The sequence below is a fragment of the Microlunatus sp. YIM B11417 genome, from assembly GCF_059617205.1.
The window spans coordinates 161,052-184,291 of the sequence record NZ_JCAMPJ010000009.1 but is presented as its reverse complement, the minus strand read 5'-3'; the positions used below and the strand labels follow the sequence as shown (position 1 = coordinate 184,291).

The following is a 23,240-nucleotide window of genomic DNA, read 5'->3' as shown; positions in this document are numbered from 1 at the left end:
GTGTTACCGACAAGGGCTTACCGGCAGTTCGTCTCGCCATGTGCGATGGGGCTCAGCGTCAGAGAGATCGCACGTGGGCTTGGAGCCGCGCATAGGACTGTCATCCGATCGCTTGCACGTAACGATGCGTCGGATTCATCACTGCGCATCACTCCCGGCGAGACCTGGACAGTGCCGATGCTGGGCGGGCACTGCGATCACCATCGCGCACCACGTCGGAATAGCCTCTGACCTGGACAAATACGAAGCCAACCAGCCCCAGCATCGAGATGCTGGGGCTGGACTCTGGGGTGAGTAACGGGACTCGAACCCGCGACATCCTGGACCACAACCAGGTGCTCTACCAGCTGAGCTATACCCACCATGTGCGTTGTGCAGCAGCGTGAATCATAGCGTCCGACCCGCGTACGGGAGAAATCAGTTCTCCGCGGCGGGCTCGGCGGTCTCGGGGCGGCGGCCGGTGAGGACGCCCTGGTGCCGCTCGGCGATCTGCTTCGCGGTGGCGGTGTCCGGGCCGGGCTGCGGTACGAAGACGGCCTCGCGGTAGTAGCGGAGTTCCTCGATCGACTCCTGGATGTCGGCCAGGGCGCGGTGGTTTCCGGACTTGGCGGGGGACTGGTAATAGACCCGCGGGTACCAGCGGCGGGCCAGCTCCTTCACCGAGGAGACGTCGACATTGCGGTAGTGCACGTGCGACTCCAGCGCCGGCATGTCCCGGGCCAGGAAGGCGCGGTCGGTGCCGATCGTGTTGCCGGCCAGCGGGGCCTTGCCGGCCTCGGGGATCTGGGCGCTGACGTACTCCAGCACGCGCGCCTCGGCCTCCTCCATGGTCAGGCCGCGGTCGAGCTCCTCCAGCAGCCCGGAGTTCTGGTGCATGGCGCGTACGAAATCGCTCATCTGCTCCAGCGCCTCGTCACTTGGCTTGATCAACACGTCGACCCCGTCGCCGATCACGTTGAGTTCGGCGTCGGTGACCAGCGCGGCCACCTCGATCAGGGCGTCAGCGCTCAGGTCGAGGCCGGTCATCTCACAGTCAACCCACACCAGCATGTCATTCACCGCCCATACAATACGGATACGGTCAGGGCGCGTCCTTCGACAGGCTGAGGACATGGCGGTCCGGTGCGAATCTCGGCACCCAGCGGGCGACCCACGCGGAGCCCGCCAAGGTCACTCCGGCCAGCCCGAACGAGGCGGCGGCGAGTGGCCCGAACGCCGTGATCAGGGTGATCAGCGCGGGCCCGCCGGCATTGCCCAGGTCGGCGAACAGGCGCCAGCCGCCGAGGAACTGGGCCCGCGCGCCGGGCGGGGAGGCGTCGGCGCCGAGGGTCATCACGATCCCGGACGAGATCCCGTTGCCGAGGCCCATCAGGGCGGCCACCAGACCGATGGTCAGCGTGTCGTGGGTGAACGGCAGCAGGATGAAGCCGGTGCCGAGAATGATCATGGAGGGTACGGCGACCCAGACCCGGCCGAACCGGTCCATGATCGCGCCGCCCGGATAGAACAGCAGCATGTCGACGCCGGCCGAGATGCCGAAGATCAGACTGGTGGTGGCCGCGTCGACGCCGACCGACTCCGCCCAGAGCGGGATGATCGACTGCCGGGTCGCCCGGGCGGCGGCGATCATCAGCACCCCGGTGCCGAGCGTGGCCAGGGTGCGCCGGTGCTCGGCCAGCACCGACCAGATGCTGCGCCGTACGGTGACCGGCGCGCGGGTCCCGGCGTTCAGATCGGGCAACAGGAACGTGAGCACGGCGGCCGCGAGGCTCATCACGGCCGCGAAGCCGTACGCCGCGGCCAGACCGAAATGGGTCACCAGCAGCGCCGCCACGAACGGGCCGATGAAGGTGCCGATCCGGCTGGTGCCGCCGAGCGTGGACAGGGCCCGGGCCCGCTGGGTGATCGGGATCGCCTCGGTCAGGTAGGCCTGCCGGGCCAGGCTGAACACCGCCCCGGCCAGTCCGGCCACGAACACCGCGATCCCCAGCAGGATCAGGGATTTGGCCAGGAACGCGCCGAGCAGCGCCGCCGCATCGAGCAGGCAGGCCGCGATCAGGGCCCGCCGCTCGCCGATCCGGGCCGCCAGCGCGCCGGCAGGCAGGTCACCGACCAGTTGGCCGATGCCGATCAGGGCGACGATCAGGGCGGCGATGCCGACACTGGCCCCCAGGTCGCGCGCCGAGAGCGCGACCAAAGGCAGGATCGCCCCCGACCCGACCGAGACCAGAATGGTCGGCCCGTAGGCCGGGACCGCGATCCGCCGCCACCGAATCGTTTCATCGTTCGGTGGACTCACAGGACGGATTATCTCCCGACCGCCTCGAACGGATGACCGTGTGTTCGGCGGAGTGGGATGGCGGTGTCCCGGAGATGACTGGCGCCCCCGGCAGGACTCGAACCTGCGACCGTGTCATTAGAAGTGACGCGCTCTATCCAGCTGAGCTACGGGGGCACGAGCCCAAATCCTAGCGTGCCCGTCCGGCCTCAGATCGGCCTTACTCTGACGAGCATGGTTCGCCACCACACAAAGGACAAAGGTGATCTCGGCGTCGCGAAGGTCTTCGCCGATCTGGTGTCGAAGGGCTTCACCGTGCTCTTCCCTGCGACTGAACACGCGCCCTTCGATCTGGTCGCCTATGACGGTGGGTTCCTCCGAATCCAGGTGAAGTACCGTTCGGCCCCGGCGGGCGTGATCAGCGTTCGCTTCCGATCGATGTGGTCGGATCGGGCAGGGACGCACATCAAGGCCATCGACAAGGACGCGATCGACCTCGTGGCCGTCTACTGCCCGGAGACCGACGCGTGTTACTACCTCAGGCCGCGGGATCACCGTGAGTCGGTCAATCTCCGGATCACTCCGAGCCGGAACGGACAGCGTGCCGGAGTGCTGCCGGCCGAGCAGTTCCGCGAGATCCCGGGCTGAGGGTGAACCACCCGAGCCCGGTCTGTCTCGGCCGCGTCGGCCTACCAAGTCTGGCCGGCCGGTTCCTGGATGGTCGCGTTGATCCGGTTGAACATGTTGGTCAGGGCGACGGTCAGGATGATGGCGCTCAGCTGGCCCTCGTCGAAGTGGTCGGTGACGGCGTCCCAGACCTCGTTCGAGACGACCTCGCTGGACTTGTCGGCCTGCCGGGTCATCGACTCGGCGAGCTGCAGGGCGGCGCGCTCGGCGTCGCTGTAGAAGGGGGCCTCCCGCCAGGCGCCGACGTTTCCGACCCGGTCGTCGCCGACGCCGGACTTCTTCAGGTTGGCCACGTGCCCGTACACGCAGGCGCTGCAGCCGTTGATCTGGCTGGCCCGCAGCGCGATCAGTTCGAGCAGCTCGGGGTCGGCGCCGCCGGCGTGCGTGGCCTTGACCAGCTTCTGGATCCCTTCCATGGCGGCGGGGAAGGCGAAGGCCGGGTTCTTCATGCGTGCTTCCATGATCCTGCTCCTTGATCGAGATGAGTGACTGCTTCACTCCACTGACGGAGCCCGGATCGGGAATGTGACGGATCCGCAGAACTCAGTTCGAGTCGACCAGGAAGCGGCGGACCAAGATCAGCAGGCGGACCGTGCAGACGACGGCCGCGACCAGGCCGATGATCATGACGGCGAGTACGGCCTCCGGGGCGGTGTCCGGATAGTTCCACCAGGTCCCGCGCCGGCCCGTGAACCGTGCGTACAGGGTCGGCGCCGCCATGATCAGGACGAGCAGCGCGGTCCAGCAGGTCAGGCCGAGCGCCCGCAGCCAGGTTCGGCTCGTTCCCGGCCCCGGCCGCAGGCTGCGCCGGATCGACCGGGCGCCGACCAGGAGGACGGCCGCGGCGACGGTCAGCGCGACGTACGGGAGCACGTCGCCGACGCTAATCGGGCACCGGTCCGGTACGGATCGCTCCGTGGCAGTCAGCCGGGTACGACCGCGGTCCGATCGGGCGACCCGTAGGATTCTGACTTGTGCCGACCGTCTTTCACATCCCGGAACCGGGCTTACCGTGATCGACCCCCGCCGGCGCAACACCGCCCTGCTCGTCGCGGGCTGCTTCTTCATGGAGAACTTCGACGGCACCATCGTCACGACCAGCGCGCCGCGGATGGCGGCCGCGTTCGGGGTCGAGCCGGCGGCGGTCGGGCTGGTCTCGGCGGCCTACCTGATCACGCTGGCCGTGCTGATCCCGCTCAGCAACTGGCTCACCCGGCGGTACGGCACCCGGCCCGTCTTCCTCTCCGCGATCGTGATCTTCACCCTGGCCTCGCTCGGCTGCGCGCTGAGCCAGACCCTGCCGATGCTGGTGATCATGCGGGTGCTGCAGGGCGTCGGCGGAGCGATGATGGTGCCGGTCGGCCGGATGGCCGTGCTGAACACGGCGGACAAGTCCGACATCGTGCGGCTGGTCGCCTACATCGTCTGGCCGGCCCTGGTGGCGCCGGTGATCGCGCCGCTGGCCGGCGGCCTGATCACGACGTACGCCTCGTGGCACTGGATGTTCCTGATCAACCTGCCGCTCGGCGTGATCGCGTTCGTCGCGGCCTGGCGGCTGATCGGCTCGATCGAGGCTCCGGCGCCGCCGCCGCTGGACTGGACCGGGATGATCCTGTCCGGGGTCGGACTGGGCGGGCTGACGTACGCGGCGCACCTGATCACCGACCCGTCGCCGGGGATCTGGCCGGCCGTGATCGGCGGGATCTCGGTGATCATCATCGTGGCCGCGGTGCTGCACCTGCTGCGGGCCCGGCATCCGCTGCTCAACCTGCGGATCTGGTCGGTGCGGACGTTCCGCGCCTCGCAGGCCTCCGGGTTCGCGTTCCAGTTGGCGATGTCGTCGGTGCCGTTCCTGCTGCCGCTGCTGTTCCAGCAGGTGCTGGGCTGGTCGGCGGTGCAGTCCGGTGCGCTGGTGATCTTCGTGTTCGTCGGCAACATCGGGATCAAGCCGGCCACCACCGGGCTGATCAATGCGTTCGGCTTCCGGCCGCTGCTGGTCGTCGCGACGCTCGGGTTGGCCGGCTCGGTGATCGCCCTCGGGCTGACCACGGCCGCGACGCCGCTCCCGGTGATCGCGATCATCGCCATGATCAGCGGCGTGTTCCGATCGCTCGGGATGACCTGCTACAACACGATCGGGCTGGCCGACGTGCCACCGGAGCAGATGGGTGACGCCAACGCGCTGTCGGCCACCACCCATCAGCTCGCGGCCGGCCTGGCGATCGCGCTGGCCTCGGTGGTCTGGCAGATCGCCACGATCATTGCCGGCAGCGGGGGCGGTGCGCTCTCGTACACCTTCGCCTTCGGGGGCGTGGCCCTGTTCGCCCTGCTGGCCGCGGTCGGCGCGGTCCGGTTGCCGGCCGACGCCGGCGATGCCGTACGACAGCCCGTGGGGACCCGACCGAGGAGGAACTGAACGTGGAAACGGAAGCGGCCGACCTGGTGCTGGCCGGCGGACACGTGATCGATCCGGCGAGCGGGATGGACGGCGTGGCCGACGTCGCGCTCGGCGGCGGCAGGGTGATCGCCGTCGGGCCGGACCTGGCCGCCGGTGCCGCGCAGGTGATCGACGTCTCCGGCCTCTACGTGACGCCGGGCCTGATCGACCTGCACGTGCACGCGTTCGACGGGCACCGCAACTCGGTGCTGTCGCTGAACCCGATCATCAACACGTTCAGCAGCGGCGTGACCACGATCGTGGACGCGGGCACCTCGGGCTGGAAGGACTTCCACGAGTTCAAGTCCCAGATCATCGATCACGCCAAGATCAGGATCCTGGCCTTCGTCAACATCGTCGGCGCCGGCATGTACGGACCCTGGGAGGACGACCCGGCCGAGCTGCGACCTGGCCCGGCGGCCGCGATAGCGCGGGAGTACGCCGACGTCGTGGTGGGGATCAAGACCGCTCACTACTGGATCAAGCGGGACTTCGACGCCGAGCACCCGCCCTGGCTCGCGGTGGACCGTGCGGTCGAGGCCGGCGAACTGGCCGGCGTCCCGGTGATGACGGACTTCTTTCCCTGGAAGGAGGAACGACGCTACTCCGACTTGATCCTGCACCACCTGCGTCCCGGCGACATCCACACCCACGTGTTCGCCCAGCAGTTCCCGATCGTGGACGACCAGGGCAAGGTCCGTGATCATCTGTGGCAGGCCCGGGAGCGCGGCGTGATCTTCGACCTCGGCCACGGGTCGGCCAGCTTCTGGTTCCAGAACGCGGCGCCGGCGGTGCGGGACGGCTTCGTACCGGATTCGATCAGCACCGACCTGCACACCGGCAACGTCAACGGCCCGGTGATCGACCTGCAGACCGCGATGAACAAGATCCTCAACCTCGGGGTGCCGCTGGCCGACGTGATCTCCCGGGTCACGGTCGCGCCGGCCCGGGAGATGCACCGGCCCGAGCTGGGCACCCTGGCGCCGGGCGCCGAGGCGGACGTCGCCGTGTTCGCCCTGGATCGCGGCGACTTCGGGTACCTGGACAGCGGCAAGGTCCGGCTGGCGGGGGACCGGCGGCTGCGCTGCCGGCTCACCCTGCGGGCCGGCGAGGTGGTCTGGAACCCGGACGGACTGGGCCGGCCGACCTGGCAGGAGCAGCCGGAGTCGCGGGCCGAGATCGCGCTGGAGGCGCAGAGCGGCGACGCTCCGGCCCGCGGCTAGCCGGGCTGGCGGCGGGTCAGGAGTTGCCCTGGAACCGGCCGTCGGTAGCCTTGGCGTCGTGGCGGAGACCGTAGCGGAGAGGCGTGCCAGGATCCGGTCCGGTATTCCGAAGGAGTCGGACCCCGGTGTCCCGCCGCCCAAGCGGCTGCTGACCAACCATCTCTTCTGGATCGGCATCGCGCTGCTGTTCACGTACGTCGTGCTGCTGGTGCTGCTCTACCAACAGGTGGTGCCGGACCGCGAGGTCCCCGGCGGCCGGCTGATCGGGCTCGGCACCGAGGCGTTGCCGAAGGCGGCCTGGTACGCGGCGCTGACCGCCATCCCGCTGTCGCTGATCTTCTTCTTCGCCGACCGGTTCCGACCGCAGCGGCTCTGGATCTGGCTGCTCGTGTTCGGTTGGGGCGCCTGCGTCGCGACGTTCGTCTCGGCGAACGTGAACAGCTGGGCCGCCTCGCAGCTGAGCATCATCGGCGACGGCGACCCGGCGACCGGGGCCCGGGCGGCGATCTTCGTCGCACCGTTCGTCGAGGAGTCGACCAAGGCGACCGTGCTCTTCGGCATCGCGATCCTGATGCGCTACCGGATGGTCAGCCGGATCAGCGGCATCGTGCTCGCCGGGCTGTCCGGCGTCGGCTTCGCCTTCGTCGAGAACATCCTCTACTACGGCCGCGTCTACCGGTACGTCGCACAGACCTTCGGCCCGATCACGCCGCTGGAGGCGATGCAGTCGCTGGCGTTCCAGCGCGGTCTGCTGACCTGCTTCGGGCACCCGCTGTTCACCTCGATGGCCGGCATCGGGCTGGCGATCGCGATCCGGAACAAGAGCAAGGTGGTCCGGATCGTCGCCCCTCTCGCGGGCTTCTGTGCCGCGGCCTTCCTGCACATGGCGTTCAACACGACGGCGACTCTGGTCTCCGGCCCGACGCTGATGTTCATGTACTTCGGCGTGGCGCTGCCGCTGGTGCTGGCCATGATCATCTTCGTGGTCCGGCAGGTGTTCCGGGAGGGCCGGCTGATCCGGGAGCGGCTGACCGACTACCACCGGCTCGGCTGGCTGCTGGACGTCGAGCCGCGCTCGGCCTCGCGGCTGCGGACCCGGCTGCGCGCTCTCTGGCACGCCCTGTTCCTCGGCCCGTACGAGTTCATCGACACGGTCCGGGCCCAGCGGACGCTGACCGAGCTTGCGTACCTGCGCGACGCGATCACCCGCGGCATCATCGACGACGCCGGGCTGCGCCGGGAGAAGATCCTGCTGGCCCGGATGCAGCAGTTGCGCGGCCGGGCCGTCCTGAACCCGACCGGCCGGGCGAGCTATCCGAAGCTCTCGTTCCGGCGGAAGGCGGAGGTCGAGAACTATCCGGCGCCGAGCTACCCGGGTCCGGCCGGGATCGGCGGCTACTTCCCGGCTCCGAACGGCGCGCCAGGGTCGGTGCCGCTCGGCCAGACCGCGACGCAGTATTCCGAGGTCGACCCGAACTGGAAGCCGCCCAGCCAATAGCGGTTCAGAGGTCGACGGCTGCCGTACCGAAGGCGACGTTGAACCGGTCGCACCAGATCACCACCGAGGTCAGCCCGGTCAGGTCGGCGTCGGCCGGGATCTCGTAATTCTGGTTGCCGCGATTGGCCTTGAGCACCCCGAGCTTGACGTAGCGGCCGTCGTCGTAGGAGTCCCAGGCGCCGCCGCTGCGCTGGTCGGTGATCCAGACGTGCAGGTCCGGGCCGTCCGAGGTGTCTAGGTCGACCAGTCGGAGCACCCGCCGGCCGTCGGCCAGCTTCCTGATCACCGCTTCGCCGGAGGTGCCGTGCTCGGCGTCCTCGAAGTCGCCGCGAGCCAACTCCAGGTCGCGAGGCTTCGGCTTCGGGGTACGGGTCGGTCCGTGCGACGGTGTCGGCTCGCCGCGGGTCGGCGTGGTGCTCGGGCTCGCCGGCGAAGGGTCCGGTGCCGCGGACAGTTCTGCCTCGTCCACGGTGCTCGAGGTGAACAGTCGCCAGGGCTGGAACAGTGCGAGGCCCACCGCCAGGACGAGGACCGCGGCGGCCGCGCCGGGCACGAGAAGTCGTCGCATGATCACAGCATGGCCGTCGGTGCCAGTCCTGGCGATGCCCCGAGCCCTTACCGATTGGTGACGTTGCGGGCCCACGGCACGGCGGAGCATGAAATCTATATAATGGGTGTCTCTTCTATATTGTGAGTCTCGACAACATGAGGTTGCCATGACGTTTCCTGCGACCGGGCTCGTACCGATCCTGGCCACGCCCTTCGAACCCGACGGTGCCCTGGACCGGCTCGGGCTGCGCCGGCTGACCGAGTTCCAGATCGACGGCGGAGTGGCCGGCCTGGCCGTGTTCGGCCTGGCCAGCGAGGGATTCAGCCTCACTGCGACGGAGAAGGCGGCGATCCTGGCCGAGGTCCGTACGGTCGCCGGGCCGGGGGTCGGCGTGATCGCGGGGATCAACGCGACGAGCACGGCGACGGCGGTCGAGCAGGCACAGGCTGCGGCCGACGGCGGAGCGGACGCGCTGATGGTGCTGCCGCCGTTCCTGGCCAAGCAACCCGCCGGCCGGCTCGGCGACTTCTTCGCCACGGTCGCCGAACGGTCGGGGCTGCCGGTGATGGTGCAGGACGCCCCGGCGACGACCGGCGTGGCGATGTCGGTGCCGCTGCTGGTCGAGCTGAGCAAGCTGGCCGGCGTCGAGGCGGTCAAGATCGAGACCCAGCCGACCGCGCCCAAGGTCGGCGCCGTGGTCGACGCCGCCGGCTCGGCCTGGGCGGTCTTCGGCGGGCAGAACGCGCTGTTCGTGCTGGAGGAGTACGCCCGCGGTGGGGTGGGCACCATGCCGGCCTGCGAATTCGCCGACGCCCTCGCGGTCGTGCTGCGGGACTGGGAGCAGGGCCGCGTCGAGGACGCGCACCGCGGCTTCAACGCGCTGCTGCCGTTGATCAGGTTCGGTCTGCAGCCGGGGATCGCGCACGCCGTGCACAAGGACGTCCTGGTCCGGCGCGGGGTGATCGAGCACGACACCGTACGGGATCCGGTGCAGCCGCTCGACCCCGGCAGCCGGGCCGCCCTCGACCTGATCTGGCGGATGAACCCGCTGCCGGCCTGGACCCCATCGCGATGAAGCGGGTGCTGCTGGTCGGCGCCTCGACGCCGATCGGGCGCGCCATCACGGCCCGGTTCGGCGCCGCCGGACATCGGGTCGCGGGCGTGTCCCTCGAGCCGGCGGGCGACCCGGCCCTGGCGGCGGACCTGGTCGCCGACTGCTCCGTCGACGCGGGCGCGCGGTCGGCCGTGGCTGCCGCGGCGGAGGCGTTGGGCGGGCTCGACATCCTGGTCACCGCCGCGGCCCGGCAGCCGCGCGGACCGGTGCACCTGCTGTCCGACGAGGACTGGCAGCGGGCCTTCACGGGCAGCGTCGACACCGTGTTCCGGACGGCTCGGGCCGCCCTGCCGCTACTCCGGCCGGGCAGCGCGATCGTGGCCGTCTCCTCGGTGAATGCGACCCGGCCGGCGCCGCGGGTGAGCGCGTACGCGGCCGCGAAGGGCGCCGTCGAGGCCCTGGTCCGGGCCATGGCCGTCGACTACGCGAGCAGCGGCCTCCGGGTCAACGGCGTCCGGCCCGGCATCGTCCCACGCCCCGGCGCGCCGTCGCGGCCGGGCCTGGAGGTCGGCTATCCACTCGGCCGGGTGATCCGGCCGGAGGAGGTCGCCGCCGCGGTGCACTTCCTCGCCTCGGACGAGGCCGGCGCGATCACCGGCGTGATCCTGCCGGTCGACGGCGGCCTCTCGATCGCCTCCGCCTCGACCGCCGCCCGCCCCGACCTCGCCGCCCTGGCCGCCGACCCCTTGATCGGCGACTGAGCCCGCCGGGTCCGACCAACACGATCCGCGACCGTTCCTCTCATCCGCGACTGTTCCAACGGTCGCGGATGCGTGCAACGGTCGCGGCTGCGTCGACGGGCGGGGCGGTCGATGGGCGCGGAGGGGCCGAGGTCGGTGGCGGCCTGGCAGATCAGACGCGGGCGGCGCCGAGGCTGACGCTGTTGTAGCCGAGGGCGGTGGAGATCTGGTCGGCGTGCTCGATCACCAGAGTGCCCAGTTCGTCCTGGCGGCGGCCGAGGTCGATCGCGGACAGCGGGCCGGAGACGGAGATGGCGGCGACCACCCGGCTGGTCTGGTCGCGGATCGGGGCGGCGACGCAGGCCCGGCCGAACGCCAGTTCCTCGATCTCGGTGGCGTAGCCGCGAGACCGTACCTCCTCCAACGCCTTGAGCAGGTCGGCCGAGCGGGTCAGCGTCTTCGGGGTGAAGCCGGGCAGGGTCTTGCCGACCAGCTCGATCACCTCGTCCGGGTCGGAGTCGGAGAGCAGCGCCTTGCCGAGGCCGGTCGCGTGCAGCGGGCCGCCGCGGCCGACCATGGTGAAGTTGCGCGGCGCCTGCCGGCCCTCGAAGTGGCACAGGTAGAACAGGCGGTCGTCGAGCCGCTCTGCGACGTTGGTGCCGAGGCCGAGCTCGGCGGCGAGGTTCTGCGCCACCTGGCGGGACTGCCGGAAGACGGCGGACTGGTTCAGTGCCAGCGAGGACAGGCTGATCGTCCGCCGCCCGATCCGGTAGAGGCCGGACCGCGCGTCGTGAGCCAGGAAGCCGAGCGCCTCCAGCGCGCCGACCAGCCGGGATACGGTGGACTGCCCGAGCCCGGTCAGCTGGACGAGCTCGGACACCCGGCGCTCCGGATGCTCCTCGGTGAACGCGTCGAGCAACGACAGCGCCCGCTCGATGCTCTGGGTGCCGCCCGGCTCCTTGCCCGCCGCCCGAACCATCCGTCCTCCTTGGGTCCTGGTTTCCGGACCACTGTAATGACAGCGCCCGGCAACGTTTTCGGATCAGCGCGCCGCGGACCGGATCGCGTCCTCGTCGACGGTCACGCCGAGCCCCGGTCCGGTCGGCAGCCGGTAGTGGTCCGGGCCCGCCTCGAGCGGCGTGGTCAGCAGCTGGTTGGCCGCCTCGACGGTGGCCGGCCCGTATTCGAAGTACGGCGCGTGCTGGGCCGTGGCGGCGACGTGCAGGCCGGCCACCAGGGCCAGCCCGAGGGCGGCCGAGTGGTGCGGCAGGATCGGCCGGTACGCCGCGTTGACCAGCTCGGCGATCGCAGCGCCCTCGGTGATCCCGGTCCGGCCGATGTCCGGCTGGTAGTAGTCCAGCGCGTCGATCCGGAGCCACTGCGCGACCTCGGTCCGGTGCCGGAACGCCTCACCGCCGGCGATCGGCAGGTCGGCCCGGGCGGCCAGCTCCGCGTAGCCTGCCGCGTGCTCGGCGGGTAGTGCCGATTCGAGGAACCAGGCGCCGCGGGCCCCGAGCTCCCGGGCCAGCCGGAGCGCGTCGGCGCCGTCGTACACGCAGTGGCTGTCGACGGCGATCTTCACGTCGGGCAGGACTGCGCGCCCGGCCGCGGCGGCGACGTCGAAGCTGCGCAGGTCGGCGTCGACGCCGTTGCCGAGGTGCAGCTTGAAGCGGCTCGCGCCGACCTCGATCAGGCCGACGACGGTCTCGCCGCGGGCCTCGTCGGTGGCGCCGCCGACGCTGGTCACGTAGCTCGGCAGTTCTCTGCGGTACGCACCGCCGAGCAGGGTCGCCACGGAGAGGCCGGTGGCGATGCCGAGCAGGTCCCAGAGGGCGATGTCGACGGCGGCCAGTGCGTCGGCCTGATGTCCGACCAGGTGGCCGCGCTCCCGCATCAGCTCGCCGAGCCGGAACCGGAGCGGCTTCACCTCCGCCGCGTCCGCGCCGATCAGCGCGGGCGCCAGCAGGTCGGTGACGATCGCGGCCGGGACCCGGGGCGCCGCCGGTGCCAGCGCCTCGCCCCAGCCGACGTGGCCGGAGCGGGTCTCGAGCCGGACGAAGAGGGTCTCCCGGCCGGACGGATAGATGGTCGGCCGGTTCCGCCCGACGTGATAGCGAGCCCCCTCCGGATCCGGCCGGCCGTCGCCGGTCAGGGTGAGCGGGAACGCCTCCACCCGTTCGATGATCAACTCCGGCCGGCCCGGCGCCGGTTCGGTCAGCCGGCGCTCGGCCAACTCCGGATGATCATCATCGGACACCATGCCGTGGTTGATCATGTGTTGGCTCATGATTTCACCGCTCCCGCGATCCCTTCGACGAACGTGCGTTGCAAGAACAGGAAGACCGTGACGATCGGCACCAGGCTGATGCAGGCGGCTGCCGCGAGCCCGGTCCAGTCGGCCGTGTACTGACCGAAGAAGCTGTACATGCCCACGCCCAGGGTACGCAGCTCGGGCCGCCCCAGCGTGAACACCAACGGCACCATGAACGCGTTCCAGGCGCCGATGAACGAGAACAGGGTGACGGTGCCGATGATCGGCTTGGCCAGCGGCAGCATCACCGTGGCGAAGGTACGCAGGAAGCCGGCACCGTCGATCTTGGCCGCGTCCTCCAACTCCTGCGGCAGCTGCGCGAAATAGCCCATGAACAAGAGGATCTGGATCACATGCGCCGGTCCGGCGGCGGCCAGGACGGCGCCGATCAGGCCGTTGTTGAGGCCGAGCGCGTCGACCAGCTTGAAGACCGGGATGATCGTGTAGCCGTGCGGGATGAACATGGTCGCGATCAGGACACCGATGATGATCTTCTTGCCCGGCATCCGGCCGCGGCCGAGGGCGTACCCGGCGGTGGCCGAGACCAGCACGATGATCACCACCACGGTGACCGAGAAGACCACCGTGTTCGCCGTGTAGGCGCCGAAGTTGGCGGTCTGCCAGGCCCGGCTGAAGTTGTCCAGGGTTGGTTGCTCGGGGAGGACCGAGAGCCCGCCGAGCAGCATCTCGGACTGGGACTTGAACGCGCTGGAGAGCACCCAGACGAACGGGTAGATCCAGACCAGGCAGAACGGCAGCAGGAACAGGTGCCAGAGCTTGGCCCGGTGCCGGAACCACAGCGAGAGGCGAGAGCCACTCCGGTTCGGGCCGCCAGGCGCTACGGGCGGCGCAGCAAGATCACGATCGGCCACGGCTGTCATGCGACCCCCTTGGTGTAGCGGCGCCGGAGCAGGGGTGCCTGGATCAGGGTCAGGATCAAGGTGAACATCCCGAACACGACGCCGGCGGCGCAGGCGAACCCGTACCGCGGTGCGGCCATCTCCGGATCGAACGCGTACCGGTAGATGTAGGTCGCCACGACGTCGGTCGCGTAGTTCGGCCCGGCTTTCGTGGTCGCCTGGATCAGGTCGAACGGGTTCATGCTGGACTGGAAGGTGAGCAGCAGGATGACGATGGCGATCGGCACCAGCATCGGCACCGTGATGTTGGTCAGCACCTGGCGCGCCCCGGCACCGTCCACCTTGGCCGCCTCGTAGATCTCGGCCGGGATCGTCTGCAGCGCGGCCAGCCAGTAGATCAGCGTGATCCCGAAGCCCTTCCACAGGTCGATGATCAACACCGTCGGCAGGGCGGTGCCCTCGGAGCCGAGGAAGTTGATCGGCTCCTTGATCAGCCCGCTCGCCCGCAACACCTCGTTGACGAAGCCGCCGGAGGGATCGAGCATCACCGCGAACACGATGCCGACCACCGCGGTCGTCGTGACCACCGGCAGGAACAGGAAGAGCCGATACAGGTTGCGGCCGCGCAGCCGCGGGTTGTTCAGGATGATCGCCATGATCAACGTCAGCGGCATCTGCACGAAGATCGCGACCAGCGAGAAGATGAACGAGTTCTTGAAGGCGTTCCAGAACCGCGGGCTGGTCAGCACCTCGGTGTAGTTCTGGACGCCGAGGAAGTCCTCCGCCGGGCCGAGCCCGTCCCAGTCGAAGAAGGAGTAGTACCAGCTCGCGATCATCGGCCACACGGTGAACAGGACGAACAGCACCAGCATCGGCACCAGGAACAGGTAGTGCCAACGATGCTCGACCATGCGCCGGCCAAGACTCTTCTGCCGGGTCCGCCGGGCGGCGGTGGGCTCAGTGATCATGGACGGGGTACCGGTCACGCGGGCGTCCAGTCCTTGAGCGGGTCGTAGTCGGCGTAGACCAGGTCGTCCCGGGACACCTCGACCCCTTCACCGGTGAGCTTCTTGATCTCCGCGTCCAGGAACGCGTCGAGGTTCTTGTTCAGGACGGCCGTCTTCGGTGCGAAGTCCTCGTTGCGGGTGATCGACTGCAGCGACGAATCGGTGTGCGCCAGGTCGGGCTTGGCGCTCTTGGCCGCGAGCAGCTTCTGCACACCCGGGCTGCCGTCGGTGGACGGGCCGGGCGCGTGCCGGATGCTGGCGTCGAACGCCTCGATGATGCCCTTCTCCTGCTCGGAGAGGTCGGTCGCCTCGCGCCAGGCCGACTCCATCGCCGTGAACGTACGGAACTTCGCGAAGTAGGCCCGCTGGAACTCCTCCGACACGAGGAAGTCCATCAGCTTCCAGGCCTCCTCCGGATGCTTCGACTCCGCCGACATCGACCACAGCGGAGCGAACGCGGACGACTGGCCGTAGTAGCCCTTGCGGCCGGAGTCGGGGACCGGCACCGTGCTGACCCCGAAATCAAGATCGGGATTGAGCTTCGCGATCTCGTTCACGTGCCAGCCGCCGCCGATGTAGAACGCGATCTTGCCCTTGGCGAACTCGGTGAAGACGCGGGCGCCGTCCCAGCTCTCCCAGCCGGGCTGGTAGATCTTGTCGGCCTGCAGCTTGCGGACGAACTCGACCGCGTCGACCAGCGAGGGGTCGTCGAAGGCGGTCTTGCCGGTGCGGTAGTCGATCCCGAGCCCGCCGATGCTGGACGGCCCGGCCTGCGCCTGCAGCGCGTTGATGTCGGCCGGCTTGGCGCCGGACAACGCCGCGCCGAAGAACGTTCCGGATCCCTTGCTGGTCAGGGATCTGGCGTACGTCTCGTACTCGCCGACGGTCTTCGGCGGCTCGGCGAACCCGCCCTCGGAGAGCAGGGTCTTGTTGTAGACCAGGAAGCCGCCGGCGGACCACTGGCCGGAGACCAGCGGCAGGGACAGCAGCTTGCCGTCCCGGTGCAGCCCCGAGGTTCGCGGATCGAGCGCCCCGGCCGGGAACCGGGCGGCAAGATCACTGGTTCCGGCCTGCTCGTCCAGAGCGGCGACCCAGCCGCGGCTGGAGATCCGGTTCAACGCCTCGGCGCCCTGGCAGCGGAACACATCCGGCGGGTTGCCCTGCTGGAACATCAACTCGATCGCGTTGAGCTGCTGGTCGGTCGGGTTCTCGATGATCTTGACGTTGATCCCGGTCTTCTTGGTGAACGCGGCGAACTGTTCGGCGTAGAACTGCGAAGCGCCCGACGGGTCCGGCACGATCGCGACGGTCAGCGTGACGGTGCCGCTGCTGGACGTACTGCTCGAGCCGGAGCCGAACAGGGTGCACGACGTGGTCGCCGCGGTGGCGCCGAGGGCCGCGCCGGCGCCGAGGCCGCGCAACAGGCCACGGCGAGTGAGGGTGGAGCCGGTCACGAACCTGCCTCCTTGCAGAAGTCTGAATTGAAGAACCGTATAGTGAATCTTAGACCCACAAGTCGGCGTTCGTCACTCGACTTGGAGGAACCGAACGGCCGAGACGCGGTGATAGCCCGGGTTGCGGACCTCGAGCGTGACCGCTCCCGCGGTGCCCGCCGCGAACCGGTAGCGGCCGATCGGGAACCAGCTCTTCGGCTGCTTGCGCTGATCGACCACGACCTCCGTGGTCCCCTCGGCATGGCTGACCCGATAGACCGCGGCCGTCGTCGTCTCGATGTTCGACGGGTACCAGACGGCGACGTCGTACTCGGCGTCGGCGGGCAGGTCGGGCGTCCAACGGGCGGTGCCGCCGAGCACTTTCTCGGCGCTGTAGCGAGACCGGATCTGGTTCCAGCCGGCGAGCGAACTGGGCAGCCATTCGCCCGTCTCGCGGTAGGCCGGATAGGGGGTCTCGTTGTGCACGATGACGCCGGCGTCGGCGATCTTGACCCGGGTGATCGTCGTGTGGACGTCGTCGAGCCGGACCCGGAACTGGAAGGTGCCACCCGCCATCGCATCCGACGGGGAGTGCGAGACGAAGGTGTGGGCGGCCTCCGCCTTCGGCGGCAGTTGGACCGTCACCGCGCTGTTCTCGATCGCCCAGCCCGGCTGTCCGCCCAGGGTGAGCCGGCCGGTCGTCGCGACCGGGCCCGCGTTGTAGAACCGGGCCGTCAGCCGGACGCTGTCGCCGGGTTTCGCCATCACCTCGGGCTCGGCGCGGAGGCTGATCACGCCGCGGCCGTCCCGGACCGCCACGGTTGCCGGACGGAGCGTGAGGTCACCGCCGGACCAGGCGATCCGACCGGTCAGGGTGACGTCGTCGAAGGGGGCGGTCGACGCGGCGGTGACGCGGAAGCCGGCCTCGGCCGTGCCGTGGCCGGGCACTGTGGTCGGTGCGTCGCCGGGCGTGCTGGTCCAGCCGTCCGGCACCGTCAGGGCGTACGTCAGCCCGGCCAGCGGGGCCGAGCCGGCGTTGCGGAGCCGCAGCACGACGTCGAACGTGCCGCCCGCCACCGTGCTGGCCGGCGCCTCGACCTCGCCGGACGCGGGTTCGCCGGCGGGGGTGATCATGGTGACCGCCGGAGGCAGCCGGAGTGTGACCGGGTCGGTGGTCAGGTCCGCGTTGACCAACCGGTACGTGAACGAGGCGGCCGGGTCGTCGACGCCGACGGTCCACTCGTACGGGAACGGCTTGGCCGGCGCCTCCTGCTCGGGCCCATCGCCGACCCGGTAGCGCAACGTGGTCGGCGTCTCGGTGTCGAACTGGACGTAGGCGTCGTAGCCGGACAGGTCCGGCCGGACCAGCAGCTGGCCGCGGGCCAGGCCGAAGTCCGAGCCCGGGTCGGTGTCCTCGCTGTGGCTGCTGCCTTCCTCGTGATCTTGGTGGCTGGGCCTGGGTGGCCGGTGGCCCGGCACCGTGAGCCTGCGGAAGATCAACGCCGCCTGGCCCTTCCGGGGAACCGTCACGGTGACCGTCGTCCGCCCGGGCTCCAGCCGGAGCTTCTTCGTCGTCCCGTTGCCGTGCTGGACGACCTCGATCCCGTCCGGCGCCTCGACCTTGATCAACTCCGTGCCGACATCGACGGTCACCTGCTGCGCCGCGGTCGAGGAATTGGTCAGGCTGACGTACAGGGAATCGTTGCCGACACCGGTCAGCCAGTTGATCAGCGGGTTGTCGATCTCGATCAAACCCTTGGGCAGATAGGGCCAGACGCCCTCCTCGCCGTGGAAGGTGCCGGGCCGGTGTCCGTACACGCTGAACTTGAAGTAGACGAAGTTCGCCTCGAAGGCGCCGGGGAAGGCGACCTTTCCGCCGGACCGGACGAAGTGCTCGCTGAACAGGTGATCCATCGCCAGGCCGAGTTGGGCGGGTGCGTGGTGGAAGTAGATCCCGGACAGTCCCGGCGGCCCTGTCACCGCGAACTCCGGCTTCAGCGTCGAGGCCAGGAACTGCCGGTTGTAGTAGCCGGGATAGGTGGTGAACCGGCCCACCACGAGGTTGTCGGCGATGTCGGCCAGAAGATCGTCATCGACGTAATGGGCCAACCGGAGCAGGAACGGCGCCCAGCACGGGTTGAGCACGAAACCGCCGCCAGGATTCGGATTCGTCTCGCTGAACACCTTGAACGTGGACAGTTGCTCGAAGGTCAGCCCGGAGGTCGAGACCGTCCAGGCCGGCACCTGCTCCGGCTCCGGCACGCCACCCGGATAGTCGGGCAGGGCGCCGTCCGGCCAGTCGAACTGGCTGTCGATCACATGACCCTGCGGCACGGTGATCATTCCGTCCGGCACCACCCGTACCTCGGTCTGGGTGACGAACCGCTTCGCCTCCCGGTACGCGCCGGCCAGGAACCGCTCGTCGCCGGTCGCCTCGAACAAGATCAACAAGTCGGCCCAGTAGCGGCAGTAGTTGTAGCCGAAGCCGACCTCGGAACCGACCGCCGTGTAGGGGGTGTCGATCTCGTCGGCGATGTAGCGCTCCGCCAGCAACCGGGCCGCCTCGAGGTAGGAGTCGTCGCCGGTCAGCTGGGCTGCTGCCAGGGCGACCGAGAACGGGTGCCGGGCCTGGCCGACGACTCCGCTGACCGCGAGTTGCCGACCGGTTCGGCGCAGCCCGGCGTTGCGGCGCAGGGTCAACGCGTCGAGCCCGTTCAGCGTGACCGTGTCACCGGGGATCTGGCCGACGCGATATTGCGTGAGGTCGCCGTAGACCGCCTTGCCCTTGATCGGCGTGTAGCCGATGCCCTTGCGGGACAGCTGGTACTCGAGCAGGGGCCGGGCGCGGCGTTGGTAGAGGTCGTCATCCCCGTGGTGGGTCAGGTAGTGCGCGCCGAGCAGGACGCCGGCGACGGAGGTACGGACGCACTGGTCGTTCTCCACGTCGATGAAGCCCTTGGCCCGGTTCCACCAGCCGGAGAAGGAGGGCACGAACTCGTCGGCGTCGTCGCCGTCGGGCTCGATCCCGATCAGGTCGGTGATGTTGTGCACGGTGTCGGTCAGCGAGGTGTCGTAGACGTTCTGGCGGTACGGCCGGTAGTCGTACTCGGTCCGCAGCAGGTGGTCGTAGGCCTGGTAGAGCGAGCCCGGCCGCGCGATCACACCGAACGAGAAGCCGCGTCGCTGGCCGGCCTTGAGCGGGGTCAGCTCGCCGACGTGCGGCGCGTACGCGACCGGGGTCAGGGCTCCGTCGTCGTTGCGCAGGCTCATCCCGTACGGCTGCCGGTGCGGGCCGAGCTGGCGCTCGTGCTGGAAGGCCATCACGTCGCCGGGGATGAAGACGCCGTAGCTCACGTCACGGTCGGCGATCCGGCGCTGCAACAGTGCGGCCGGTGTGAACAACTCCCAGGCGGACAGCGCGTTGGGTGTCTCGTAGACGACCTTGGCGTGTTGCAGCGCACCGCAGAGGACCTCGTCGACGTGATCATGGTCCGTCGTGTCGAACGACTGGTAGCCGACCAGGTAGTGATCATCGCGACCCGCGGTCAGGACGTGATCCAGCGTCGGCAGTTCATGATCGAGATTCCAGCGGACCACCAGGTCGTAGCGATCGGGCCGGGCGGCCCGCAGCTCGACGACGGTCGGGCTGAGCTTGCGTACGGAGTCGAAGGCGACCCAGTGCGTTGTCAGCGGTCCGTAGTAATAGGCCGGCCCGCCGGGGAACTCGCCGGTGAAGACCACCCACTGCTCGTCGAACCGGTGCTCGGGATCGGTCAGCGTGACCCAGCCGTTCGGGGTCGCGACCGCGAGGTCCCGGACGACGGTCCGCAGGCGGCCCTCCCCGGGAGCGTCCCAGGAGGCTTCGTGGAAGGTGATTCGGTAAGCCTGGTTGGAGATCCGGGCGACTTCACGGAACTCGAGATTCGGCTTCGCGAGCCGTCGGAGTGCGTCCGGCAGCGGCGCCTGGGCCGGCCCGGCCGGCGGCTCGGCAGCCGCGGTGGAGGCCCCGAGGACGGGTGGCAGAACGGCTCCGGTGAGCAACAGTCCGACGGCACTGCGTCGACTGAGTTTGATAGGACTAATCCGCATATTCGACGCTGAATCCATGATATGGATGGTAAGCGCGTGATCTTAGTGTCGACAAGGCTCGTATCGGCTGGTGATCGGCGGTTGTCCACAGCGGCGGCCCACCGAATTCGCTCATCCACAGATTTCTTTCGGCCTGAACGATCCGCCGTGTTCCGCGCAGGCTCCTGGGCGAGAAGTCCGAACGGACCGAGCAGAGGAGAACGCAGATGGAGACCTACGTCAGCATGACCGGCTGGGTGGGCAGCGCCGTGGAGTACCGCTGCCTGACCTCCGCCGACCGCAGTTACACGACGCATCACGCGTCGTTCCGGCTGGCCGCGACGCCGCGGATCCGGCGGGGCGGGGCCTGGACCGACGGCGAGACCAACTGGATCACCGTGGTCTGCTTCCGCGGCCTGGCCCAGAACGTCGGGTCCAGCGTCAGCAAGGGCGACCCGGTGACCGTGTGGGGCAAGCTGCGCCGGGAGACCTGGGAGCGCGACGGCGAGACGAACGAGCGGACCGTGATCGAGGCCGTGGTGGTCGGGCACGACCTGAACCGGGGCACCAGCATGTTCAAGAAGAACGAACGTCCGCAGCCGTACGAGGACCAGGACATGGGCGACCTGATCGAGAAGGTGGAGACGCCGGAGAGCCCGGAACAGGAGGATCTCGCCGCGGCGGCGCGGGAGGACCGACTCGCCCTGGCCTAGGAAGGAGCGGGTGCGGAGGGGGCCGCGCGCGCCGCATCGCCGCGGCCCCCGCCTCCGCGACTGCACGATCTGACGGCCGGGGCACTCGCTGGCATACTTGGCGGTTGCACCTCAAGTCCCGATTTGTGAAGGCATGCGCTGATTCCATGGCTGAGTACGTCTACTCGTTGCACAACGTTCGCAAGGCCCTCGGTGACAAGGTCATCCTGGACAACGTCACGCTCGATTTCCTGCCCGGCGCCAAGATCGGCGTCGTCGGGCCCAACGGCACCGGCAAGTCGACCCTGCTCAAGCTGATGGCGGGGATCGAGCACGCCAACAACGGCGAGGCCCGGCTGGCCAAGGACGCCACGGTCGGCATCCTGCTGCAGGAGCCGCCGCTGACCGAGGACAAGACCGTCCTGGAGAACATCGAGGAAGCGGTCGCGGAGACCAAGGCCCTCGTGGTCCGGTACAACGAGGTGGCCGAGGCGATGGCCGATCCGGACGCCGATTACGACGCGCTGCTGGCCGAGATGGGTGAGCTGCAGACCGAGCTGGACCGGCGCGACGCCTGGGAGCTGGACTCCCAGCTGGAGCAGGCGATGGACGCGCTGCGCTGCCCGCCCGGCGACGCCGACGTCAGCGTGCTGTCCGGAGGGGAGCGGCGCCGGGTCGCGCTCTGCAAGCTGCTCCTCCAGCAGCCGGACCTGTTGCTGCTGGACGAGCCGACCAACCACCTGGACGCCGAGTCGGTGCACTGGCTGGAGGGGCACCTGAAGACGTACCCGGGGGCGGTGCTGGCCGTCACCCACGATCGGTACTTCCTGGACAACGTGGCCGAGTGGATCCTCGAGATCGACCGCGGCAAGACGCACCCGTACCAGGGCAACTACTCGACCTACCTGGACACCAAGCGGTCCCGGCTGCAGCTGGAGGGCCGCAAGGACGCCAAGCGGGCCAAGATCCTGGAGCGGGAGCTGGAGTGGGTCCGGTCCAACCCGAAGGCACGGCAGGCCAAGAACCGGGCCCGGCTGGCCCGCTACGAGGAGCTCGCGGCCGAGGCGGAGCGGACCCGGAAGCTCGACTTCGAGGAGATCAACATCCCGCCGGGCCCGCGGCTCGGCAACCAGGTGCTCGAGGTCGACAAGCTGGTCAAGGGCTACGGCGACCGGCAGCTGTTCGACGGCCTGTCGTTCTCGCTGCCGCGGGCGGGCATCGTCGGCGTGGTCGGGCCGAACGGTGTCGGCAAGTCGACCCTGTTCCGGATGATCGTCGGGGAGGAGCAGCCGGACGGCGGCTCGCTCCGGCTCGGCGAGACGGTCAAGGTGTCCTACGTCGACCAGGGCCGCGGCGGCATCGACCCGAAGAAGAACGTCTGGGAGGTGGTCTCCGACGGGCTCGACCACATCAAGGTGGCCAGCTTCGAGATGCCGTCCCGGGCCTACGTGGCCTCGTTCGGCTTCAAGGGCCCGGACCAGCAGAAGCCGGCCGGCGTGCTGTCCGGCGGTGAACGGAACCGGCTCAACCTGGCCCTGACGCTCAAGATCGGCGGCAACCTGCTGCTGCTCGACGAGCCGACCAACGACCTCGACGTGGAGACGCTGCAGTCGCTGGAGGACGCGCTGCTCGAGTTCCCGGGCTGTGCCGTGGTGATCTCCCACGACCGGTGGTTCCTGGACCGGGTGGCGACCCACATCCTGGCCTGGGAGGGCACCGAGGAGGAAGAGGCTTCCTGGTTCTGGTTCGAAGGCAACTTCGCCGACTACGAGGCCAACAAGATCGAGCGGCTCGGTGCCGAGGCGGCCCGGCCGCACCGGACCACCCACCGCCGGCTGACCCGGTCCTGAGCGGACGTCGATCATGGCCGGCGACCGGGAGAAGGAGCTGCCCTCGGCCGAGCATCAGGCGCCGCCGGGGGTGGACGACCGCACCGTCGAGGCGGTCGGCAAGATCACCGAGGCCCTGGAGACCTGCGAACGTGCCCGGGGCCACCTGTACGCGTTCCATCAGCTGACCGGCTCGGCCGACATCAAGCTCGGCGAGGCGCTGACCTCGTTGCGCGAGGCCGGGCACACCGAGCTCGCCGACCGGATCGAGACCGAACTGCTCGGCCGCAACGTGCTGCCCGGGCGCTGGACATTCCAGATCGTCGAGGAGTACGACGACGACTACTGGTCCCTGTTCCGCGCCCTCGAACGCGAGGCCCGCGACCAGCTCGTCGGCGGCCGCCGGCACGTGTTCGAGGCCCGGATGAAGCAGGACGAGCGGACCATCGGCCGGTCCGGCCACGAGGCGACCCCCGACGACCTGGGCCACAACGCTCCCTGAGCCTGCCGCCACAACGCTCCATGAGCTTTGTGGCCAACAACGTTCCCTGAGCTTGTCGAAGGGCAAGGCCA

General features: G+C 69.4%; 20 protein-coding genes and 2 tRNA genes. 9 read left to right on the top strand and 13 right to left on the bottom strand.

Annotated features, from left to right (window positions below):
• Positions 1 to 286: 286 nt before the first annotated feature.
• The 4 genes from AC6CCG_RS29515 to AC6CCG_RS29500 all read right to left on the bottom strand — a co-directional run bounded on the left by AC6CCG_RS29515 (position 287) and on the right by AC6CCG_RS29500 (position 2,455).
• Positions 287 to 362: transfer RNA gene (locus AC6CCG_RS29515), tRNA-His, on the bottom strand.
• 55 nt (positions 363 to 417) lie between these two features.
• Positions 418 to 1,050 (bottom strand): oligoribonuclease, encoded by a 633-nt coding sequence (gene orn / locus AC6CCG_RS29510; RefSeq protein WP_496658363.1) that lies wholly within the window; start codon positions 1,048 to 1,050, stop codon positions 418 to 420.
• 31 nt (positions 1,051 to 1,081) lie between these two features.
• Positions 1,082 to 2,275, bottom strand: coding sequence for an MFS transporter (locus AC6CCG_RS29505; RefSeq protein WP_496658387.1), 1,194 nt, complete (start codon positions 2,273 to 2,275; stop codon positions 1,082 to 1,084).
• A 103-nt stretch (positions 2,276 to 2,378) separates the two neighbouring features.
• Positions 2,379 to 2,455: transfer RNA gene (locus AC6CCG_RS29500), tRNA-Arg, on the bottom strand.
• Between the two features lie 57 nt (positions 2,456 to 2,512).
• Between AC6CCG_RS29500 and AC6CCG_RS29495 the strand changes: the two genes are divergently transcribed.
• The gene (locus AC6CCG_RS29495; RefSeq protein WP_496658362.1) at positions 2,513 to 2,926 is read left to right on the top strand and encodes a group I intron-associated PD-(D/E)XK endonuclease; all 414 of its coding nucleotides are present in this window, start codon (positions 2,513 to 2,515) and stop codon (positions 2,924 to 2,926) included.
• A gap of 41 nt (positions 2,927 to 2,967) precedes the next feature.
• Here the strand turns inward: AC6CCG_RS29495 and AC6CCG_RS29490 are convergent, their stop codons facing one another.
• Together AC6CCG_RS29490 and AC6CCG_RS29485 are read right to left on the bottom strand one after the other, a co-directional pair.
• Complete coding sequence (locus AC6CCG_RS29490) at positions 2,968 to 3,426, bottom strand: carboxymuconolactone decarboxylase family protein (protein ID WP_496658361.1); 459 nt, start codon at positions 3,424 to 3,426, stop codon at positions 2,968 to 2,970.
• Positions 3,427 to 3,508: 82 nt separating this feature from the next.
• On the bottom strand, positions 3,509 to 3,838 hold the full coding sequence (locus AC6CCG_RS29485; protein WP_496658360.1) for a hypothetical protein: 330 nt from the start codon (positions 3,836 to 3,838) through the stop codon (positions 3,509 to 3,511).
• 139 nt (positions 3,839 to 3,977) lie between these two features.
• Between AC6CCG_RS29485 and AC6CCG_RS29480 the strand changes: the two genes are divergently transcribed.
• From AC6CCG_RS29480 to AC6CCG_RS29470, 3 genes are read left to right on the top strand one after another with little or no spacing between them, the layout of a single operon-like run.
• A complete protein-coding gene (locus AC6CCG_RS29480; protein ID WP_496658359.1) occupies positions 3,978 to 5,381 on the top strand; it encodes an MFS transporter in 1,404 nt (467 codons plus the stop codon).
• Positions 5,382 to 5,383: 2 nt separating this feature from the next.
• The gene (locus tag AC6CCG_RS29475; RefSeq protein ID WP_496658358.1) at positions 5,384 to 6,625 is read left to right on the top strand and encodes an amidohydrolase/deacetylase family metallohydrolase; all 1,242 of its coding nucleotides are present in this window, start codon (positions 5,384 to 5,386) and stop codon (positions 6,623 to 6,625) included.
• Between the two features lie 58 nt (positions 6,626 to 6,683).
• Complete coding sequence (locus AC6CCG_RS29470) at positions 6,684 to 8,123, top strand: PrsW family intramembrane metalloprotease (RefSeq protein ID WP_496658357.1); 1,440 nt, start codon at positions 6,684 to 6,686, stop codon at positions 8,121 to 8,123.
• Between the two features lie 4 nt (positions 8,124 to 8,127).
• On the opposite strand, the gene AC6CCG_RS29465 is transcribed toward AC6CCG_RS29470, so the two are convergent.
• Entirely contained in the window at positions 8,128 to 8,691 is a 564-nt protein-coding gene (locus tag AC6CCG_RS29465; protein WP_496658355.1) for a DM13 domain-containing protein, read from the bottom strand.
• A 148-nt stretch (positions 8,692 to 8,839) separates the two neighbouring features.
• Between AC6CCG_RS29465 and AC6CCG_RS29460 the strand changes: the two genes are divergently transcribed.
• Together AC6CCG_RS29460 and AC6CCG_RS29455 are read left to right on the top strand one after the other, a co-directional pair.
• Positions 8,840 to 9,748, top strand: coding sequence for a dihydrodipicolinate synthase family protein (locus AC6CCG_RS29460; protein ID WP_496658354.1), 909 nt, complete (start codon positions 8,840 to 8,842; stop codon positions 9,746 to 9,748).
• Positions 9,745 to 10,488, top strand: a complete 744-nt coding sequence (locus AC6CCG_RS29455; RefSeq protein ID WP_496658353.1) for an SDR family NAD(P)-dependent oxidoreductase — start codon at positions 9,745 to 9,747, stop codon at positions 10,486 to 10,488. The genes AC6CCG_RS29460 and AC6CCG_RS29455 overlap by 4 nt, the downstream gene beginning before the upstream one ends.
• 151 nt (positions 10,489 to 10,639) lie before the next feature.
• Here the strand turns inward: AC6CCG_RS29455 and AC6CCG_RS29450 are convergent, their stop codons facing one another.
• The 6 genes from AC6CCG_RS29450 to AC6CCG_RS29425 all read right to left on the bottom strand — a co-directional run bounded on the left by AC6CCG_RS29450 (position 10,640) and on the right by AC6CCG_RS29425 (position 20,119).
• Positions 10,640 to 11,446: an IclR family transcriptional regulator gene (locus AC6CCG_RS29450; RefSeq protein ID WP_496658352.1), complete on the bottom strand. Its 807-nt coding sequence runs from the start codon at positions 11,444 to 11,446 to the stop codon at positions 10,640 to 10,642.
• 63 nt (positions 11,447 to 11,509) lie between these two features.
• Positions 11,510 to 12,754 carry a mandelate racemase/muconate lactonizing enzyme family protein gene (locus AC6CCG_RS29445; protein ID WP_496658351.1) on the bottom strand — a complete coding sequence of 415 codons (1,245 nt, stop codon included), beginning with the start codon at positions 12,752 to 12,754 and terminating at the stop codon, positions 11,510 to 11,512.
• On the bottom strand, positions 12,751 to 13,659 hold the full coding sequence (locus tag AC6CCG_RS29440) for a carbohydrate ABC transporter permease (protein ID WP_496658350.1): 909 nt from the start codon (positions 13,657 to 13,659) through the stop codon (positions 12,751 to 12,753). Before AC6CCG_RS29440 ends, AC6CCG_RS29445 begins: the two co-directional genes overlap by 4 nt.
• Positions 13,656 to 14,624, bottom strand: a complete 969-nt coding sequence (locus AC6CCG_RS29435; protein WP_496658349.1) for a carbohydrate ABC transporter permease — start codon at positions 14,622 to 14,624, stop codon at positions 13,656 to 13,658. Before AC6CCG_RS29435 ends, AC6CCG_RS29440 begins: the two co-directional genes overlap by 4 nt.
• Positions 14,621 to 16,099 (bottom strand): ABC transporter substrate-binding protein, encoded by a 1,479-nt coding sequence (locus tag AC6CCG_RS29430; protein WP_496658348.1) that lies wholly within the window; start codon positions 16,097 to 16,099, stop codon positions 14,621 to 14,623. The genes AC6CCG_RS29435 and AC6CCG_RS29430 overlap by 4 nt, the downstream gene beginning before the upstream one ends.
• A 72-nt stretch (positions 16,100 to 16,171) precedes the next feature.
• Entirely contained in the window at positions 16,172 to 20,119 is a 3,948-nt protein-coding gene (locus AC6CCG_RS29425; protein WP_496658347.1) for a golvesin C-terminal-like domain-containing protein, read from the bottom strand.
• Between the two features lie 254 nt (positions 20,120 to 20,373).
• On the opposite strand from AC6CCG_RS29425, the gene AC6CCG_RS29420 reads away from it, so the two are divergent.
• From AC6CCG_RS29420 to AC6CCG_RS29410, 3 genes are all read left to right on the top strand, one after another.
• Entirely contained in the window at positions 20,374 to 20,859 is a 486-nt protein-coding gene (locus AC6CCG_RS29420; protein ID WP_496658346.1) for a single-stranded DNA-binding protein, read from the top strand.
• 146 nt (positions 20,860 to 21,005) lie between these two features.
• Complete coding sequence (ettA, locus tag AC6CCG_RS29415) at positions 21,006 to 22,688, top strand: energy-dependent translational throttle protein EttA (RefSeq protein ID WP_496658345.1); 1,683 nt, start codon at positions 21,006 to 21,008, stop codon at positions 22,686 to 22,688.
• Positions 22,689 to 22,701: 13 nt separating this feature from the next.
• Entirely contained in the window at positions 22,702 to 23,169 is a 468-nt protein-coding gene (locus AC6CCG_RS29410; RefSeq protein WP_496658344.1) for a hypothetical protein, read from the top strand.
• The last annotated feature ends 71 nt before the right edge of the window (positions 23,170 to 23,240 follow it).